General features: G+C 60.7%; 12 protein-coding genes, 1 tRNA gene and 2 rRNA genes. 6 read left to right on the plus strand and 9 right to left on the minus strand.

Annotated elements, in window-relative coordinates; genetic code table 11:
- Window positions 1-11: 11 nt before the first annotated feature.
- The 4 genes from fdhE to fdnG form a co-directional block, all read right to left on the minus strand.
- Window positions 12-1,007, minus strand: a complete 996-nt coding sequence (gene fdhE / locus B0G76_RS32460) for a formate dehydrogenase accessory protein FdhE (RefSeq protein ID WP_120296099.1) — start codon at window positions 1,005-1,007, stop codon at window positions 12-14.
- Window positions 1,008-1,121: 114 nt separating this feature from the next.
- Window positions 1,122-1,787 (minus strand): formate dehydrogenase subunit gamma, encoded by a 666-nt coding sequence (locus B0G76_RS32465; protein ID WP_120296100.1) that lies wholly within the window; start codon window positions 1,785-1,787, stop codon window positions 1,122-1,124.
- On the minus strand, window positions 1,774-2,706 hold the full coding sequence (gene fdxH, locus B0G76_RS32470; protein WP_120296101.1) for a formate dehydrogenase subunit beta: 933 nt from the start codon (window positions 2,704-2,706) through the stop codon (window positions 1,774-1,776). Before fdxH ends, B0G76_RS32465 begins: the two co-directional genes overlap by 14 nt.
- A 9-nt stretch (window positions 2,707-2,715) precedes the next feature.
- Window positions 2,716-5,784: a formate dehydrogenase-N subunit alpha gene (gene fdnG, locus B0G76_RS32475; RefSeq protein WP_147394110.1), complete on the minus strand. Its 3,069-nt coding sequence runs from the start codon at window positions 5,782-5,784 to the stop codon at window positions 2,716-2,718.
- Window positions 5,785-6,007: 223 nt separating this feature from the next.
- Here fdnG and selD point away from each other — a divergent pair, with 223 nt between their 5' ends.
- The 4 genes from selD to B0G76_RS44325 all read left to right on the plus strand — a co-directional run bounded on the left by selD (window position 6,008) and on the right by B0G76_RS44325 (window position 9,492).
- On the plus strand, window positions 6,008-7,072 hold the full coding sequence (gene selD / locus B0G76_RS32485) for a selenide, water dikinase SelD (protein WP_120296957.1): 1,065 nt from the start codon (window positions 6,008-6,010) through the stop codon (window positions 7,070-7,072).
- A 130-nt stretch (window positions 7,073-7,202) separates the two neighbouring features.
- Window positions 7,203-8,270, plus strand: a complete 1,068-nt coding sequence (mnmH, locus tag B0G76_RS32490) for a tRNA 2-selenouridine(34) synthase MnmH (RefSeq protein WP_120296104.1) — start codon at window positions 7,203-7,205, stop codon at window positions 8,268-8,270.
- Between the two features lie 29 nt (window positions 8,271-8,299).
- Window positions 8,300-9,355 carry a permease gene (locus B0G76_RS32495; protein WP_120296105.1) on the plus strand — a complete coding sequence of 352 codons (1,056 nt, stop codon included), beginning with the start codon at window positions 8,300-8,302 and terminating at the stop codon, window positions 9,353-9,355.
- Between the two features lie 2 nt (window positions 9,356-9,357).
- Window positions 9,358-9,492, plus strand: coding sequence for a hypothetical protein (locus tag B0G76_RS44325; protein WP_259460792.1), 135 nt, complete (start codon window positions 9,358-9,360; stop codon window positions 9,490-9,492).
- A 74-nt stretch (window positions 9,493-9,566) separates the two neighbouring features.
- On the opposite strand, the gene dhaK is transcribed toward B0G76_RS44325, so the two are convergent.
- The 3 genes from dhaK to B0G76_RS32510 form a co-directional block, all read right to left on the minus strand.
- Window positions 9,567-11,273: a dihydroxyacetone kinase subunit DhaK gene (dhaK, locus tag B0G76_RS32500; RefSeq protein ID WP_120296106.1), complete on the minus strand. Its 1,707-nt coding sequence runs from the start codon at window positions 11,271-11,273 to the stop codon at window positions 9,567-9,569.
- Window positions 11,274-11,627: 354 nt separating this feature from the next.
- A tRNA-Val gene (locus B0G76_RS32505) sits at window positions 11,628-11,704 on the minus strand.
- A gap of 122 nt (window positions 11,705-11,826) precedes the next feature.
- On the minus strand, window positions 11,827-13,317 hold the full coding sequence (locus tag B0G76_RS32510) for a M81 family metallopeptidase (protein ID WP_120296107.1): 1,491 nt from the start codon (window positions 13,315-13,317) through the stop codon (window positions 11,827-11,829).
- A 71-nt stretch (window positions 13,318-13,388) separates the two neighbouring features.
- Here B0G76_RS32510 and B0G76_RS32515 point away from each other — a divergent pair, with 71 nt between their 5' ends.
- Window positions 13,389-14,159, plus strand: coding sequence for a hypothetical protein (locus B0G76_RS32515; protein ID WP_259460793.1), 771 nt, complete (start codon window positions 13,389-13,391; stop codon window positions 14,157-14,159).
- Window positions 14,160-14,313: 154 nt separating this feature from the next.
- Window positions 14,314-14,778: a hypothetical protein gene (locus B0G76_RS32520; protein ID WP_120296108.1), complete on the plus strand. Its 465-nt coding sequence runs from the start codon at window positions 14,314-14,316 to the stop codon at window positions 14,776-14,778.
- Window positions 14,779-15,031: 253 nt separating this feature from the next.
- On the opposite strand, the gene rrf is transcribed toward B0G76_RS32520, so the two are convergent.
- Both rrf and B0G76_RS32530 read right to left on the minus strand, forming a co-directional pair.
- Window positions 15,032-15,144: ribosomal RNA gene (gene rrf / locus B0G76_RS32525) — 5S ribosomal RNA — on the minus strand.
- Window positions 15,145-15,294: 150 nt separating this feature from the next.
- A 23S ribosomal RNA gene (locus B0G76_RS32530) occupies window positions 15,295-17,500 on the minus strand; the annotation flags it as partial.

Raw genomic sequence — 17,500 nt, forward strand, 5'->3', positions numbered from 1 at the left:
TCAGTCGTGCTTCATTCCGACTCGCCGGAAGACTCAGCCGCTGCGCCGGTCTGCTCCGGCCACAGCCACGGATGCGGCGACGCGCGCCGGTAACCCTCCGCCCCCATCAGCAGATCCAGCGTGAGACTGGCGAGATCGTCCGCGAACGGTTCGAAATCGTAGTCTTTCGACTGAATGCCGATCTTCCGGTAAGTATGGCATTCGTCGCACGACTCTGCCTTCAAGGCTGCATTCCTGGAATCGGCTTCGCGAGTGGCCTCATCGGCGTCCTGCGCGCCGACAGCGTGATAGGCAATGCCCTTGGTCGAGTCGCAGTTCGAACATTTCGAGCGGACCATGTGCCACTCCGTTGCACACAAACCGCATTGCAGGTAGCGGTAATTGTCATACGCACCACCCACGCGCACCATGCTCGCCACCGGATGCGATCCGCATACCGGACACAGGCCGAGCGTCTCGATGTACGGCACCTCGCGCTTGTCGATATCGGCGGCGAGGTCGGTCCAGACCACTTGCAGTGCGGCCATGATGAACGGCGCGCTCGCCGGATCGACTTCGTCGAAACGCTGCGCGAAGATGGCATCGGCCTGGGCTTCGAGCGTGGCTTTATCGAGTGTTCCCAGTCTGACGAAAAGCGCTTCGAGCGGCGGTGTGAGCGGGCCGGCGGCTTGCACCTTGTCGACCAATTGCAGCAAAACATCGTGCCACGCCGGATCGCGCGCGCCGGAGAGCGCTGGAATCAGCGGCATGGAATGCTGTTGTGCGCGCGCGATCGAGTCGGCGCTGGGCGGCTGGGCCTTGAAGCCAGTGATCACGGCTTGCTGCGCATCCGCCAGCTCGGCCATCAGGCGCAAATAGCCGGCAATCGGATTGCTGAGCGCCGCCAGTTGACGCAACCGCGCGGCGCGCGCCGAAAAAACCGCCAGCCGTTCCGGCGTACGGATACGGGGAATCGCCGTGTGATCGAGCGATTTGATATCGCCTGCTTCAAGAATGCGTTGAACCAAAGTATCGACCTCTGAGAACTGAAGATCCGCCGCCGTTCATCGAACTGGAGCGGCGGCTCGGGGTGCGGTGCGCGGCACGTCGCGCCGCAAATCGTGCCGCGCTTCTTGTCGATCCTACTTGCCGATGATTTCCTTGAACCAGTTCGGATGATGCTTTCTTGCCCAGCCGTAGGTCACGGTACCGCGCGTCATCGCGCCAATCGAGCCCTTGACCCACAACGCCGCGTAAATATGCACGACGATGCCGACAATCAGTACGAACGCCGCCGCCGCATGAACCAGCGCCGCGAAGCGAATGACCTCAATCGGGAAATAGAACGAGAAATAGCGCCGCCAGATCACGATGCCACTCGCCAGCAACAGCAGCAGGCAGATCACCATGGTGAAAAATAACAGCTTTTGACCGGCGTTGTACTTTCCGATCGCGGGGAGCTTGTCCTCGCGATTGTTGAGCACGTCGTCGATCTGCTTCATCCACTGGATGTCGGCGCGGTCGAGATAGTTGTGATGCCAGAAGCGCAACGCAAGAATCAGGAACGAGAGGAACATCACGCAGCCGACAAACGGATGCAGAATCCGCGTCCATTGCCCGCCGCCGAAGATCGCGTACAGCCACGACATCGCCGGATGAAACATGGCGAGGCCCGACAGCGCCAACAGAACGAACGTGATCGCGGTGATCCAGTGATTCGTCCGTTCATTCGGCGTGTAGCGTTGGATCAAGCTGTTGCCCTTCACGTCTTTCAGCACAACGTGCTCATGGTTTTCAGCGTGCTTCATCGGATGCCTCCCGCGAACGGCGTGCTTCGTCGGCTTCATGTTGCGCTTCGGCTTCTTCTGCTTCCGTCACCTCGTTCGGACCGATTCGCGTGTAGTGGAAGAACCCTGCCACTGCAGCAAACGCGATCCCCGCCAGCGCCAGCGGTTTCGCCAGACCTTTCCATAGAGAAACCATCGCGCTGATCTTCGGATTCTGCGGCAAGCCGTGATACAGGTTGGCTTTGTCGGCGTGATGCAGCACATACATCACGTGCGTGCCGCCCACGCCGGCAGGATCGTACAAACCGGCATTCTCGAAACCGCGCTCCTTCAGATCGACGATCCGATCCGCCGCCTGCTGCTTCATGTCCTCCTTGGTGCCGAACATGATCGCGCCGGTCGGGCAGGTCTTCACGCACGCCGGCTCCTGGCCCACGGCCACGCGGTCAGAACACAGCGTGCACTTGTACGCGCGGTTGTCCTTCTTCGAAATGCGCGGCACGTTGAACGGGCAACCGGTGATGCAATAGCCGCAGCCAATGCAGTTTTCCTCGTGAAAATCCACGATGCCGTTCGTGTACTGCACGATCGCGCCCGGCGAAGGACACGCCTTCAGGCAACCCGGATCCTCGCAGTGCATGCACCCGTCCTTGCGGATCAGCCACTCGAGATCGCCCTCGGTGTTCTCGTACTCCGAGAACCGCATGACGGTCCAAGAATGCTCCGACAAATCGCGCGGGTTGTCATAGATGCCGGTCGTCGTGCCGATCTCGTCGCGCAGATCGTTCCACTCCATACAGGCCGTCTGACACGCCTTGCAGCCAATGCACTTCGATACATCGATGAGCTTGGCGACCGTGCCCGTCACCGGCTCACGCACTTGCGGTTCGGGCAAAGTCGTGGCCGAGAGGCGTTTGATATCCAGTGATTGCAGTGCCATCTCTTTTCCTTATGCCTTTTCGACCTTGACGAGGAACGACTTGAATTCCGGTGTTTGCGAATTCCCGTCGCCCACGGAGGGCGTCAGCGTATTGACGAGATAGCCCGGCTTCGCGAGCCCCTTGAAGCCCCAATGCAGCGGCAAGCCGACTGTCTGGACCTTCTTGCCTTCGATCATCAGCGGTTTGATCCGCTTGGTGACGAGCGCCACGGCAATAATGTGCCCGCGATTGGACGACACCTTCACGCGATCTCCCGCGACCACACCCACCTCCTTCGCCAGATCCTCGCCGATCTCCACGAACTGCTGCGGCTGCACGATCGCGTTCAAACGCGCGTGCTTGGTCCAGTAGTGGAAATGTTCGGTCAGACGATATGTGGTCGCCGTATGCGGGAAGTTCTCATGCGTGCCGAATGCGGCCCGATCGTCCGGGAATACCCGTGCCGCCGGATTGCTGACAACCGCCTTGTTCTCCGGATGCAGCGGGTTGTAACCGAGCGGCGTTTCGAATGGTTCGTAGTGCTCGGGGAATGGACCTTCCACCAGGCCGTCACGCGAGAAGAAACGCGCCACGCCTTCCGGATTCATGATGAACGGATTCATGCCGTTTTCCGGCGGTTCGTCGATCTTGAAGTCGGGAACATCCGGTCCGGTCCACGCCGTGCCATTCCACGCGATCAGCTTGCGCGTGGGGTCGAACGGCTTGCCGCTGACGTCGCACGAAGCACGGTTATACAGAATTCGCCGGTTCGCGGGCCACGCCCACGCCCAGTTCAGTGTATTGCCGATGCCGGTCGGGTCGGAGTTGTCGCGGCGGCCCATCTGGTTGCCCGCCTGAGTCCAGGCGCCGCAGAAGATCCAGCAGCCGCTTGCCGTGCTGCCGTCGTCCCGAAGCTGCGCGAAGCCTGCCAGTTGCTCACCCTTTTTGGCGAGCACCTTGGTTTTGTCGGTCGCATCGGTCACGTCAGCCAGCGCCTTGCCGTTGAACTCCATGGCGATTTCTTCAGGCGTCGGGCTTTCCGGATTCGAATACGGCCAGCTCATCTTGAGAATCGGATCGGGATACTTGCCGCCCTTCTCCTGATAAGCCTTACGCATGCGCAGCCAGAGCCCCGACATGATCTCCAGGTCGTTCTTCGATTCGCCGGGGCCGTCCGCGCCCTGCCAGTGCCACTGCAGCACGCGGCTCGAGCTCACCAGCGAACCGCGCTCTTCCGCGAAACACGTGGTCGGCAATCGGAAAACTTCCGTTTGAATCGAGGCAGGATCGACGTCGTTGAACTCGCCGAAGTTCTTCCAGAACTCGGAGGTTTCAGTGGCGAGCGGATCCATGATGACGAGCCACTTCAGCTTGGCCAGACTCGCGCCGATCTTCGCCTTGTTCGGCGCCGCGGCAAGCGGGTTGAAGCCCTGCGCGATGTAGCCGGTCATCTTGCCTTGATTCATCAGCTCGAAGACCTGCAGCATGTCGTATGACTTATCGAGCTTCGGCAGATAGTCGTAGCCGAAGTTGTTCTCCGCGGTCGCGTTATCGCCCCACCACGACTTCATGAAGCTAACGTGGAACGCGCGATAGTTGCGCCAGTAGCTGAGCTGGTTCGGCCGCAACGGCTGCGTCGCACGCTTCGCGATGAAGGCGTCGTAGTCCTGCTCGGCTTCCATCGGCAGCGTCATGTAACCCGGCAACAGGTTCGACATCAGGCCCAGGTCAGTCAAGCCTTGAATGTTCGAGTGGCCGCGCAACGCATTCATGCCGCCGCCTGCAATGCCGATGTTGCCCAGCAGCAATTGCACCATCGCGCCGGTGCGGATGATCTGCGACCCCACCGAGTGATGCGTCCAGCCGAGCGCGTACAGGATCGTGCCGGCGCGCCCTGGAACGGCCGTCGACGCCAGCATTTCGCACACCTTCAGGAATTTCTCCTTCGGCGTTCCGCAGATTTTCTCGACCTGCTCGGGCGTATAGCGCGCGTAATGCTGCTTCATCAGTTGATAGACGCAGCGCGGGTTCTGCAGCGTCGGATCGATCTTCGCAAAGCCGTCGTCGCCGAGTTCGTAGTCCCACGAACTCTTGTCGTAGCTGTGCTTGTCCGCGTCATAGCCGGAATACAGACCGTCGGTAAACGAGAAGTCCTCACGAACGATAAACGGCATGTCCGTGTAGTTCTTGACGTACTCGTGCTGAATCTTGTCGTTGGTGAGCAAATAGTTGATCACCCCGCCCAGAAACACGATGTCGGAGCCGGTCCGAATCTGCGCGTAGTAATCCGCGACCGATGCCGTGCGCGTAAAGCGCGGATCGACCACGATCAATCTTGCCTTGCGATGCGCCTTTGCTTCCGTGACCCACTTGAATCCACACGGGTGCGCCTCGGCTGCATTGCCGCCCATTACCAGAATCACGTCCGCGTTCTTGATGTCGACCCAATGGTTCGTCATCGCTCCACGGCCAAACGTCGGGGCAAGACCTGCCACCGTCGGGCCGTGTCAAACACGCGCTTGATTATCGAATGCGAGCATGCCAAGACTGCGGACAGTCTTGTGCGTCAAATATCCCACTTCATTGCTACCGGCCGATGCGGCGAGCATGCCGGTGGTCAGCCAGCGGTTGACCTTCTTGCCGTCTTCCGTTGTCTCGACGAAGTTGGCATCGCGGTCCTCCTTCATCAGCCTGGCGATGCGATCGAGCGCGTCGTCCCAGGAAATCCGCTGCCATTCATTCGATCCAGCCGCGCGGTACTCCGGATACTTCAGACGGCTCGGACTATGAATGAAGTCGATCAGGCTCGCGCCCTTCGGGCACAAGGTGCCGCGATTGACCGGATGATCGGGATCGCCTTCGATATGGATGATGCTGGACTTTGCATTCTTGGCGTTGTCGCCAAGTCCGTACATCAGGATGCCGCAGCCCACCGAACAGTACGGGCAGGTATTGCGGGTTTCAGTTGTGCGCGACAGTTTGTACTGACGGACTTCGGCCAGCGCGGGTGCCGGAGAGAAGCCCATGAGGGCCAAACTTGATCCGGCGAGCGTGGTGGCGGAGACCTTCAGAAACTGTCGCCGGGACATATGGGTCATGTAATCGCCTCGGCTCTTTTTGGGGTACTAATAACGATTATAGAAGCCGATATGAAATCCTGCAGCGAGGCTGCACACTTCATCCATGCCGTTAAATATGAAACACGGCAGCCGGTTTCAATGGAACCGCGCACGATTCCTTTTGCATCATTCGTCGATGGATACGCCGCGCGCAAACAACCTGCATAATGCGATCATTCGAAGCCTGACATCAGCGCCACACATGACCGACACTCTCCCCACGGCAAGCCCTTCGCCCCGCCTGACCAGCCTCTCGCACGGCGGAGGCTGCGGCTGCAAGATCGCCCCCGGCCTGCTCGCCGACCTGCTCAAGCGCAGCGCGCCGCTGCCGTTTTTTCCCGACCTGCTGGTCGGCAACGATACGGCCGACGATGCCGCCGTCTACCGTCTCAACGACGAGCAGGCGATCGTCGCCACCACCGACTTCTTCATGCCGATCGTCGACGACCCGTTCGACTTCGGCCGCATCGCCGCCACCAACGCGCTGTCCGACGTCTACGCCATGGGCGGCAAGCCGATCATGGCGCTGGCGATCGTCGGCATGCCGATCAATGTGCTGCCGCACGACGTGATCGCGGCGGTGCTGAAGGGCGGGGAGTCCGTCTGCACCGAAGCCGGCATCCCCCTCGCCGGCGGCCATTCAATCGATTCAGTCGAACCGATTTACGGCCTGGTCGCGATCGGCGTGGTCGATCCACGGCGTGTCAAACGCAATGCCGGTGCGCGGGCAGGTGACGTGCTAATCCTCGGCAAGCCGCTGGGCGTGGGCGTGCTATCGGCGGCGTTGAAAAAGGACCGGCTCGATTCAAACGGCTATGCCGCGATGATCGCGGCCACGACCAAGCTCAACCGGCCGGGCGCGGCGCTGTCCACGCTCGACGGCGTGCATGCTCTCACGGACATCACCGGTTTTGGCTTGTTGGGCCATACGCTGGAATTGGCTCGCGGTTCGAATCTGACGGCCCGCGTGCGCTACGCGGAATTGCCTTGGCTGCCCGACGTGGTCAGCTTCGCGGAAGCCGGCATTTTTACCGGTGCTTCGGGACGCAACTGGGACGCTTACGGTAAAGACGTCGTGTTATCCGGCTCATTGCCGTCCACAGCCCGCACCCTGCTCACCGATCCGCAAACCTCGGGCGGTTTGCTGGTATCGTGCGCGCCGGAAGCGGTCGACGAGGTGCTCGCGCTGTTCCGCGCCGACGGTTTCAACGAAGCGTGCGTGATCGGCGAAATGCTCAGCGGAGACCGGCGAGTCGAGGTGATCTGAGCTGCAAGCGGGTTGGATGGGCGATGCAAGACGTACGTCCTGGAGGCAGGGCTGAACGGCTCGCCGGCCGGGATTGACGGCGCATGCGATAATTTCGCTTCTCCCGCCGGTCCGTTTCGTCTGTAACCCCTTGAAAAACCTACTCGTCAGCCTCGATCAAGCCGGTGATTTCGATGAAATCATCGACGTGCGCACGCCGCTCGAATTCGCCGAAGATCACATTCCCGGCGCGCTCAACGCGCCTGTGCTGAGCAACGAGGAGCGTGTTCTGGTCGGCACGACTTACAAGCAGGTCTCGCCCTTCGAAGGCACGCGGATCGGCGCGGCGCTGGTGGCGCGCAACATCGCGCATCACCTGGAAACGACCTTCGCCGACCGGCCTCGCAACTGGCGGCCGCTGATTTACTGCTGGCGGGGCGGGAAGCGCTCCGGCTCGGTCACGACGCTTTTCAATATGATCGGCTGGCCGGCACGTCAGCTGGACGGCGGTTATAAAGGCTACCGGCGCGCGACGCTGGACACCCTCGAGTCGTTGCCGAAGAATTTCCGCTATATCGCGCTGGTGGGCCCGACAGGCAGCGGCAAGACGCGCCTGCTCGAAGCGCTGAATCAGGCGGGTGCGCAGACGCTGGACCTCGAAGCCCTGGCGGCCCATCGCGGCTCGCTGTTGGGCGCGTGGGCGGGCGTTGCGCAGCCGTCGCAAAAGCGCTTTGACACGCTGTTGGTGACCGCCCTGCGTGCGTTCGATCCCAAACGGCCGGTTTTCGTCGAGGCGGAGAGCCGGCGAATCGGTTCGATCGCACTGCCGCTCTCGCTTGTCGAAACCTTCCACCAGGGCGCCTGCGTCGAAGTGTTGTCGAGCCACGAAGACCGCGCGGCGTTCCTGCTGCACGACTACGGGCATCTGTTCGACGATCCCGAATCGCTGAAAGCGCAATTGCAGAAGATGATTGGTTTGCATAGCCGCGAACGTGTCACGGGCTGGCAACGACTCGTCGATGAAAATAGCCGGGCCGAGCTCGCTCACGAACTGATCGAACGGCACTATGACCCGGCGTACGCGCGCAGCAGCCATCAGCATTTCGTGCAACTGCCGCGTGCGTTGCAAATGAATTTCCGGCCCAACGACGCCGACGTCATTGAGCAGGCAAAAGCACTGCTTGCTCAACTTGATAACAGTGCGCTCATTGTCGTCTGATTAAAAACTAACGTTCAAGACCATCCATCATGCAATCAACCCTTCGGCAGCCCCGTGTCGCCCTTGGCTGGATCGTGTTTCTACTGATCGCCGTCGTCGGCCTCTTCTATGTGAAGTGGTTCCCGTACTACAACCGCGCCTTCGTCGCCGCGAGCCAGCATTCCATCGGCAAATCGATCCTGATGGGCACGTCTTCGAGCGCACCGCCGGCGTCGTGGCAGGCGGCCATCGATTACGCGCTGGCCTACGGCAAGGCGATCTGGCAAGCCATGGTGCTCGGCCTGCTGCTGGGCTCGGCGGTGCAGGCGCTGATTCCGCCGCAGTGGGTCGCGCGTGCGCTCGGCCGCACCGACTTCAGCAGCGTGGTGAAGGGCGGTCTGATGTCGTTGCCGGGCATGATGTGCACCTGCTGCGCGGCACCGGTCGTGGCGGGCCTACGCGCCCGTCAGGCGGCGCCGGGCGCGGCGATCGCGTTCTGGCTGGGTAACACGGCGCTCAATCCGGCCACGCTGATCTTCATGGGCTTCGTACTCGGCTGGCAATGGATGGGCTTGCGGCTCGCTCTCGGCCTCGTGATGGTGTTCGGCCTCGGCTATCTCGTGAACCGCATGGTCACGCCGAAGGAAGCCGAAGCGTCGCGCGAAGCCATGGCGCAACTCGTCACCGTCGACGATCCGGGCACCGCCTTCACGCGCTGGGTGAAAATCCTCGGAACCATGACGTTGCGGCTGATCCCCGAATACATCGTGCTGGTGCTGATTCTCGGCGCGGCGCGCGCATGGCTGTTTCCGCACATCGGACCCAGCATCGATAACAGCCTGCTGTGGATCATCGCTTTGTCGATCGCCGGAACGTTGTTCGTGATCCCGACTGCGGGCGAAGTGCCGATCATTCAGGCCATGCTCTCTTTCGGCATGGCCGCCGGCCCGGCTGGTGCTTTGCTGATGACGCTGCCGCTGATCAGCGTGCCGTCGATGGCGATGCTCGGCCGCTCGTTTCCGAAGCGCGTGCTGACAATGGTGACGCTGGCGGTTGTGGTTTGCGGAGTGGTCAGCGGATTGCTGGCTATCGCTTTGGGGTTTTAAGCATGAAACGTATTGCAGCATTCACGGCGACGACGTGGTCGGCCGCGGCCCTTCTCTACTTCGGACAGCATTCGGTATCGCTGATCATGGTGAGCGGGGTTGTCGTGCTGGCCGGCTTCGATCTGCTTCGTCCGTGACAGGTCCGCCGCGCTTTTCGAGCGACGGCCGATTTTTTCAGAACACTTGCTGGCGGACCGAGCGGTCGGGCCGTTCAATCAGCCAGCGCCTCACGAACCGCAGCGAGCCACAACGCCACGGCATGTGCGCCGGGGTCCGCGTAACCGAGCGCGCGGTCGCCGACATAACTCGAACGCCCGCGCCGCGGATGCATCGACGCGGTTTGCGCCGCGCCTTCGGTTGCCGCATCGACCGCGGCTTTCAATGCCGCATCGAGCCCGCCTTCTGACTTTGAGAGCGCGGCTTGCAATGCATCGGCGGCAGGTTTTAGTGCGTCGACCATCGTGCGATCGCCGGGATGCGCGCCACCTAACGCCATCAATCCGGCGACACCCTCACTGAACGCCGCCGACCACGCCTTGGCTGACGATCCCCCCGCCTGTTCGAGCGCGACCGCGCCGCGCAACAACATCACCGCGTAAAGTGGGCCCGAAGTACCGCCGACCACGCGCCGGACCGTTGCGGACATGGCGCGCAATACCGCGCCCGGCGTCGTTTCCGCAGGATAGGTATCGAGCTCATTGAGAATGCCGCGCACCCCACGCGACAAGCTGATGCCGAGGTCGCCATCGCCGACGCGTTGATCCATGTCGGTCAAGATCGGCTCGGCTTCGAGCAGGCACGCACAAACGGCTTCGATCACGCGGCGCAACGTGGCCTCTCGTGCGAGCGTCGCGCCGGTTATACGATCCGGCGTGGCAGGTGCGGGCCGCACGGAAACCTGCGCGACGCGGCCGCTCAACGCGGGCCATGCGCTGGTGTGCGCGGCGGCGTCGAGCCAGCCGAGCCGCTCATCGTCCACGCGCAGCAGTGTCAACGAGACGCCCGACATCTCGAGCGCGCTCAGGAACGTGCCGGCCCACGCACGCTCCACATGAATGCCGCGTGCCGCCAGATAACGAAGCGCGGACCCGGCCACGATGCTCAATTCGCTCGAAGGCGTGCCGCCGAGATTGTTCACAATCAAAGCCACCCGTGCACCAGTCTGCAACGACAAGTCGCCGACGATCTTCGCGAGCAGTCTTTCGACGATCGCGTCTGCCGGCTCCATCGCACCGCGCTCGACACCGGGTTCGCCGTGAATGCCGAGACCCCATTCGATCTCGCTATCGCCCAGTTCGAAACTCGGCTTGCCCGCGGCCGGCACCGTGCATGGCGTGAGCGCGACGCCCATCGTGCCGAGCGACGCGGCCACGTCGCGTGCAATCTGCGCAACCTCGGTCAACGGGCGCCCCGCTGCGGCGGCCGCGCCGGCAATCTTGTGAACCAGCACGGTCCCCGCGAGCCCGCGACGGCCCGCATGATCGCCGCTCGCGGCGAGGGCGACGTCGTCGGCGACGATGACCATTTCCGTGGGGATTCCCTCAGCACGCGCGATCTCGGCGGCGAGGCCGAAGTTGAAGCGGTCGCCCGTGTAGTTCTTCACGATCAACAACACGCCCGCGGCGCCGGCTACTGCGCGGATCGCGTCGAGCACAGCATCCGTGGAGGGCGACGTGAACACCTCGCCCGCTACCGCGGCGCTCAGCATGCCATGACCTACATAGCCGCCATGAGCTGGTTCGTGGCCCGAGCCACCACCCGAGATCAGCGCGACCTCTCCGCGCGCGGCGACAGCCTCGGCGTCGGCGCGCACGACGATCGTGCTGCCTTGTAACAACGAGAGATTGGGATTGAGCGCCGCGAGTCCGTCGAGCATGTCTGGGACGACCGCGGAGACATCGTTGATGAGCTTCTTCATTGCGTCAGCTTCCTTTTAAGCCGCCGGCTCTGTGTTGCGAGCTCACGGCAGTTTATGCAGTTGCGAGACCTGAAGGCTTAACTGTACCGCGCATCGGGAAGATGTGACGTGAGGCGGCGCGGGTATGCTTAACAAATGCCTCAGCATGCTGACGATTGTGCGTGAGTGAAAACGCATCGACATGCGGCGAGCGCGAGAGGGCATCAGCGAACGAGTCACACGGTGGCGGAATACGGGCACTACGGAAGGGAGATACTGACGGGACTGCCGCACGATAACGATGTGCGCCGACGTGATGCGAGAAGATGACAGTAGACGAAAGCGGAGCCGCTTTCGTCTACGTCACCAATGCGTTGGTAGGCTCGATTGGATTCGAACCAACGACCCCCACCATGTCAAGGTGGTGCTCTAACCAACTGAGCTACGAGCCTTTAGAGGCGCGAATTATAGAGACTCCACGCGCGTCGCACAAGTCCATACGGCAAGTATGTTTGCCGGCGGGCGTCCATCTGTTTGTCGCGCGATGAGTAGCGCGGGCGCGGTTGAATAGGCTTCAGTTCGTCGACTCCCATTCGGTCTGCCTATCCAGCGGAAAAACCGGCTGCTTTACGTGCTTGAACTTGAACAGCCCGTAATCCGAACTCGTCACGCCACGGCTATCGCACTCCACCAGCGCCGCGGCTATCGGCACAAAGACCGGACGGCAATACATGCGCGATTTGAGCAACAGGAAACGCGCACGGCGCGGATCGATGCCAACGCTCTCGAATACGCCGAGGTCCCACGGCTCATGCGTGCGCTCGGTCATCACGAGCTTGACCGTGCCGGTGTCGAGTACCGCTGCGCGCCCCATGAACGCGCGCTGACCTGTATAGGTCGGGCCGCTGATGACGTATTCGCCATCGGTCAGCGCGCGTACCACGCCGGTCACCGCCACCGGTGGCCGCGGCGTCACAGCGTCGCTTGCGACCTTGTTGCCGATCGTGACTGTCACCGTGCTGCCGACGCCCGCCGCCATCAGCGCCGCGACGGCTTGCGGATCGCACAACGGGCCGCTTACGATCCCTTCGAGCTTCTGCTTGAGCGCCTCCTCCAGCAGATCCATCGTGTCGCACGTTCCGCCCGACATGCAGTTGTCGCCATGATCGAGCAACAGCACCGGTTTATCCGCTCCCGGCGCGAGCGCGGCGGCCTGCGCCACCGACTCCGCCAGCGGCGCGCTGTGATAAACGAAATCCTCGCGCTCGTTCCAGATCTGCCGCGCGATGCGCTCCGCCACCGCGTCCGCCTGCTCACGCTCGCCGTTCGCCACCACGACGACGCTGATACACGGCGCGTCGATATCGGCTAGCGAGAAGCCGGGCAACACCGACACCGCGAGCATGCCGTCGGCCTCTGCTGCGCGCGCGGCATCCACGGCGCGTTTCATCGCACCTTCGGCTGTCGCGCTGCGCAGCGTATGCGTGAGCAACGGCGGTTGGCGCCAGGCGATCATCGGTTTCGCCTTGCCGTGGATCATGTCGAACATCAGACGCGCCGCATGCGCGCCGGTCTCGTACATGTCGACGTGCGGATAGGTTTTGAAGCTGACGATCACGTCGGCGTTGTCGATCATCTTTTGCGTGACGTTGCCATGCAGATCGAGTGCGACCGCGATCGGCGCATGGGGCAATATGGCGCGCACGCGTTCGAGGAGATCGCCCTCACCGTCGTTCGAATTCTCCGCGACCATCGCGCCGTGGAGGTCGAGCATCACCGCATCGCAACCGGTTGCGGCCGCAACGATCGCCGCGCAGATCGCGTCATAAGCAGTGGCCTCGACCGGACCGCTCGGATTCGCCGATGCGGAAATGGGCGTCACGATCCCGGCATGCTCGCGCTCGGCTGCGTCGATGAAAGCGGCCATTGCCGTTTGCATGCCTTTGTTTTCGTTGAACGCGTCTTCGCCGTAGCTCGGGCCGTTGCGACCGAACGCGGTAAGCGGCGTGGCCACCGGCGAGAACGTGTTGGTCTCGTGGTTCATCCTTGCAATCAGGATCTTCATGCCTGCGTACTCCCCGCCGTTTGCGCGGCGTTTGGCGTTGGTTGCAATAGGGCGTTGCAGCCGGTTTTCAGATGATCGGCGCGCGCGTGTTCGATGCCGTTGTGGCCGTTGTGGCTGATGCTGTTCTCGCCTTTGTCCAGCACAAGAATCACGGCTGCCGGCGCCACACGCGTGGGATGGGCAGCGTGGTGGCCGGCACCGCTGCGACCTCGGTCGACGACAAACCGAACGTGTCCTCACGGCAGAACGCCCTACCCTTCAAGGATAGTTCGATCGACGACATTTACACCGTGTGCGAATTGCTGGAACTGGCACTGGAACTTGAGCTGGCGGCGGCTGCAGCGCTGCATCTGACGGAGCAGGATTTTGAGGCACTTGAAGCAAGCATTGCGTGCGGTGATCGGCCAGCTTCGTCACACAGCGGACAGGACATCGTGCGGCAACGTCAGAAAAACGTCAATTTGTACAACGTCCTCGCGGGGGCGAATCCGTATCCGTTCCTGCGCTTTGGGTGCGAAATAATCTGGCAATTGATCGAACTTCGTAACGACACGCCACAGGTCGAGCACGAACGTTTCGGTCTCGCCAACGTGAAGATTCGCAAAGCGATCACGAAAGCGGCACGCGGACCTGACGCGGCAAAGGTGCGCGTGCCGATTGTGGCCCACATGATCGGAGCGCCACGCTATGCGAAATGGATAAAAAGCACGCCGCAGGGCCGGCCGGTCCTTGACTCTGAGATTCGCCAGCGCGTAAGAGCGCATAGCGTAGCGCCGGTTGGTGACACGGCTCAGAAGGGACGTCGAAGAGGGGAATCGAAAGGCCCCGGTTGGACAAAATGAAAGCCCGGATGCATCAATTGATCGACAGCGATTGGCTTTGGCGCAGCCATCCCACGCTCAAGACGGCTAATTGCGTTGCGGTCGCTGCGTGAGGGCTCAACCTTTTGCGGCCCGCGCCGTTATTGCATCTGCACAGGCATAACACTGGACCGTCATGGCACAACCTATTCCGTTTTCCCGCAACACTGGCGCTGCACGTGCTCGGCATGACAAAGCCATGCTGTTGCCGATCGCCCGGAAAATCGCCGACGACCTTGCCTTGCGGGTGCATCTGGCACTCGACGCTTTGCGTCGCGGCGCCGGTAGCACGAGCGATGCGCAAACACTCACGCAAGTCATGCTGCTGACAGGGTTTCTGGCTGAGTCGGGCTTCGGCTCGGCGACCGGCGAGCAACTCGGCGCGGCGGAACGTGCGGTGTCGGCGGTTTTCGATCTCGGCCGTGAAACCGGCGGATGGCGATTGGATAGCGCAGGCTTCGCGCTTTTCGCCGAAATCGCAACGAACTACGATCGACAGCTGCACAGCGTGCCCCTCTGGGCGATTACGGATGCCAGCGAACGACTTGACCGTTTTACCGCCGGCGTGTCGTATCAGGCGCCGATGCGGAAACGGGCTTAGCCGGGTCAGATAGCGTACGACGCCGGGACACAACCCTCGCCGGCCGCTTCCCGGCCGTATTGACGGTGTTTTTTCCGGCCGTCCTGCTGACGGGTGACGCAAAGGCGGCGGATCAGCGGAAACGGACGCGCCTTTGCCGGGGTCATGATGCCGCAAGCGTACTGACGCCGCTTCTTTCTTGCCGCTGTTTTTTGCGGGCCGTAAACGCAGAAACCCCACCTTTGCGGGTGGGGTTTCTGTTTGCTGCGGGGGAGCCTGACGATTACCTACTTTCACACGGGAATCCGCACTATCATCGGCGTGGAGTCGTTTCACGGTCCTGTTCGGGATGGGAAGGGGTGGGACCGACTCGCTATGGTCATCAGGCATGACTTGTTGCCGTGTCGCCCTGGCGGGCGGCACAACCAATCGGGAAGAAGTAGTTTCTGATGATGGTTTCATCAGATGAAGTCTGGGCTGTGTTGTTTCCGGCACAACACTGATCTCAACCGTGCGTGTGTAAAACACACCGGTTATAGGATCAAGCCTTACGGGCAATTAGTATCAGTTAGCTTAACGCATTACTGCGCTTCCACACCTGACCTATCAACGTCCTGGTCTTGAACGACCCTTCAAGGGGCTCGAAGCCCCGGGGATATCTCATCTTAAGGCGAGTTTCCCGCTTAGATGCTTTCAGCGGTTATCTCTTCCGAACATAGCTACCCGGCGATGCCACTGGCGTGACAACCGGTACACCAGAGGTTCGTCCACTCCGGTCCTCTCGTACTAGGAGCAGCCCCCTTCAAATATCCAGCGCCCACGGCAGATAGGGACCAAACTGTCTCACGACGTTTTAAACCCAGCTCACGTACCTCTTTAAATGGCGAACAGCCATACCCTTGGGACCGGCTACAGCCCCAGGATGAGATGAGCCGACATCGAGGTGCCAAACACCGCCGTCGATATGAACTCTTGGGCGGTATCAGCCTGTTATCCCCAGAGTACCTTTTATCCGTTGAGCGATGGCCCTTCCATACAGAACCACCGGATCACTATGACCTGCTTTCGCACCTGCTCGACTTGTCGGTCTCGCAGTTAAGCACGCTTATGCCATTGCACTATCAGCACGATTTCCGACCGTACCTAGCGTACCTTCGTACTCCTCCGTTACACTTTGGGAGGAGACCGCCCCAGTCAAACTGCCTACCATGCACTGTCCCCGACCCGGATCACGGGCCAAGGTTAGAACCTCAAACAAACCAGGGTGGTATTTCAAGGACGGCTCCACGCAAACTGGCGTTCACGCTTCATAGCCTCCCACCTATCCTACACAGATCGGTTCAAAGTCCAATGCAAAGCTACAGTAAAGGTTCATGGGGTCTTTCCGTCTAGCCGCGGGGAGATTGCATCATCACAAACACTTCAACTTCGCTGAGTCTCGGGAGGAGACAGTGTGGCCATCGTTACGCCATTCGTGCAGGTCGGAACTTACCCGACAAGGAATTTCGCTACCTTAGGACCGTTATAGTTACGGCCGCCGTTTACCGGGACTTCAATCAAGAGCTTGCACCCCATCATTTAATCTTCCGGCACCGGGCAGGCGTCACACCCTATACGTCCACTTTCGTGTTTGCAGAGTGCTGTGTTTTTATTAAACAGTCGCAGCCACCAGTTTATTGCAACCCCTTCACCCTTCTCGCGCAGGCGAGTCAGGCTACAGGGGCGTACCTTATCCCGAAGTTACGGTACCAATTTGCCGAGTTCCTTCTCCCGAGTTCTCTCAAGCGCCTTAGAATACTCATCTCGCCCACCTGTGTCGGTTTGCGGTACGGTCTTGTTAAACTGAAGCTTAGAGGCTTTTCTTGGAACCACTTCCGATTGCTTCTTCACCTAAGTGAATGGCCTCGCACCCTTGAATTGCGCGCCCGGATTTGCCTAAGCGCCTTCTCCAATGCAAGGACCGGGACTTCCAACACCCGGACAACCTTCCGCGATCCGTCCCCCCATCGCATTTAACAATGGTGCAGGAATATTAACCTGCTTCCCATCAGCTACGCATTTCTGCCTCGCCTTAGGGGCCGACTCACCCTACGCCGATGAACGTTGCGTAGGAAACCTTGGGCTTACGGCGAGGGGGCCTTTCACCCCCTTTATCGCTACTCATGTCAGCATTCGCACTTCCGATACCTCCAGCGCACTTTTCAGTGCACCTTCGCAGGCTTACGGAACGCTCTCCTACCATGCACATCAATGTGCATCCGCAGCTTCGGTATATTGCTTAGCCCCGTTACATCTTCCGCGCAGGACGACTCGATCAGTGAGCTATTACGCTTTCTTTAAAGGATGGCTGCTTCTAAGCCAACCTCCTGACTGTTTTAGCCTTCCCACTTCGTTTCCCACTTAGCAATATTTGGGGACCTTAGCTGGCGGTCTGGGTTGTTTCCCTCTTGACACCGGACGTTAGCACCCGATGTCTGTCTCCCGTGATTGCACTCTTCGGTATTCGGAGTTTGCTATGGCGTAGTAATCCGCAATGGACCCCACAACCATGACAGTGCTCTACCCCCGAAGGTGATACACGAGGCACTACCTAAATAGTTTTCGGAGAGAACCAGCTATTTCCAGGTTTGTTTAGCCTTTCACCCCTATCCACAGCTCATCCCCTAACTTTTCAACGTTAGTGGTTCGGACCTCCAGTACGTGTTACCGACCTTCATCCTGGCCATGGATAGATCACCTGGTT

This window comes from Paraburkholderia sp. BL23I1N1 (assembly GCF_003610295.1).
Classification (GTDB): Bacteria; Pseudomonadota; Gammaproteobacteria; order Burkholderiales; family Burkholderiaceae; genus Paraburkholderia.

Excerpts from the sequence above, each read along its gene's own strand:
- B0G76_RS32495 (WP_120296105.1), top strand. The coding sequence starts at position 8,300 with ATGCAATCAACCCTTCGGCAGCCCCGTGTCGCCCTTGGCTGGATCGTG.
- fdxH (WP_120296101.1), bottom strand. The coding sequence starts at position 2,706 with ATGGCACTGCAATCACTGGATATCAAACGCCTCTCGGCCACGACTTTG.
- selD (WP_120296957.1), top strand. The coding sequence starts at position 6,008 with ATGACCGACACTCTCCCCACGGCAAGCCCTTCGCCCCGCCTGACCAGC.
- B0G76_RS44325 (WP_259460792.1), top strand. The coding sequence starts at position 9,358 with ATGAAACGTATTGCAGCATTCACGGCGACGACGTGGTCGGCCGCGGCC.
- B0G76_RS32465 (WP_120296100.1), bottom strand. The coding sequence starts at position 1,787 with ATGAAGCACGCTGAAAACCATGAGCACGTTGTGCTGAAAGACGTGAAG.
- dhaK (WP_120296106.1), bottom strand. The coding sequence starts at position 11,273 with ATGAAGAAGCTCATCAACGATGTCTCCGCGGTCGTCCCAGACATGCTC.
- B0G76_RS32515 (WP_259460793.1), top strand. The coding sequence starts at position 13,389 with ATGATCGGCGCGCGCGTGTTCGATGCCGTTGTGGCCGTTGTGGCTGAT.
- B0G76_RS32520 (WP_120296108.1), top strand. The coding sequence starts at position 14,314 with ATGGCACAACCTATTCCGTTTTCCCGCAACACTGGCGCTGCACGTGCT.
- B0G76_RS32510 (WP_120296107.1), bottom strand. The coding sequence starts at position 13,317 with ATGAAGATCCTGATTGCAAGGATGAACCACGAGACCAACACGTTCTCG.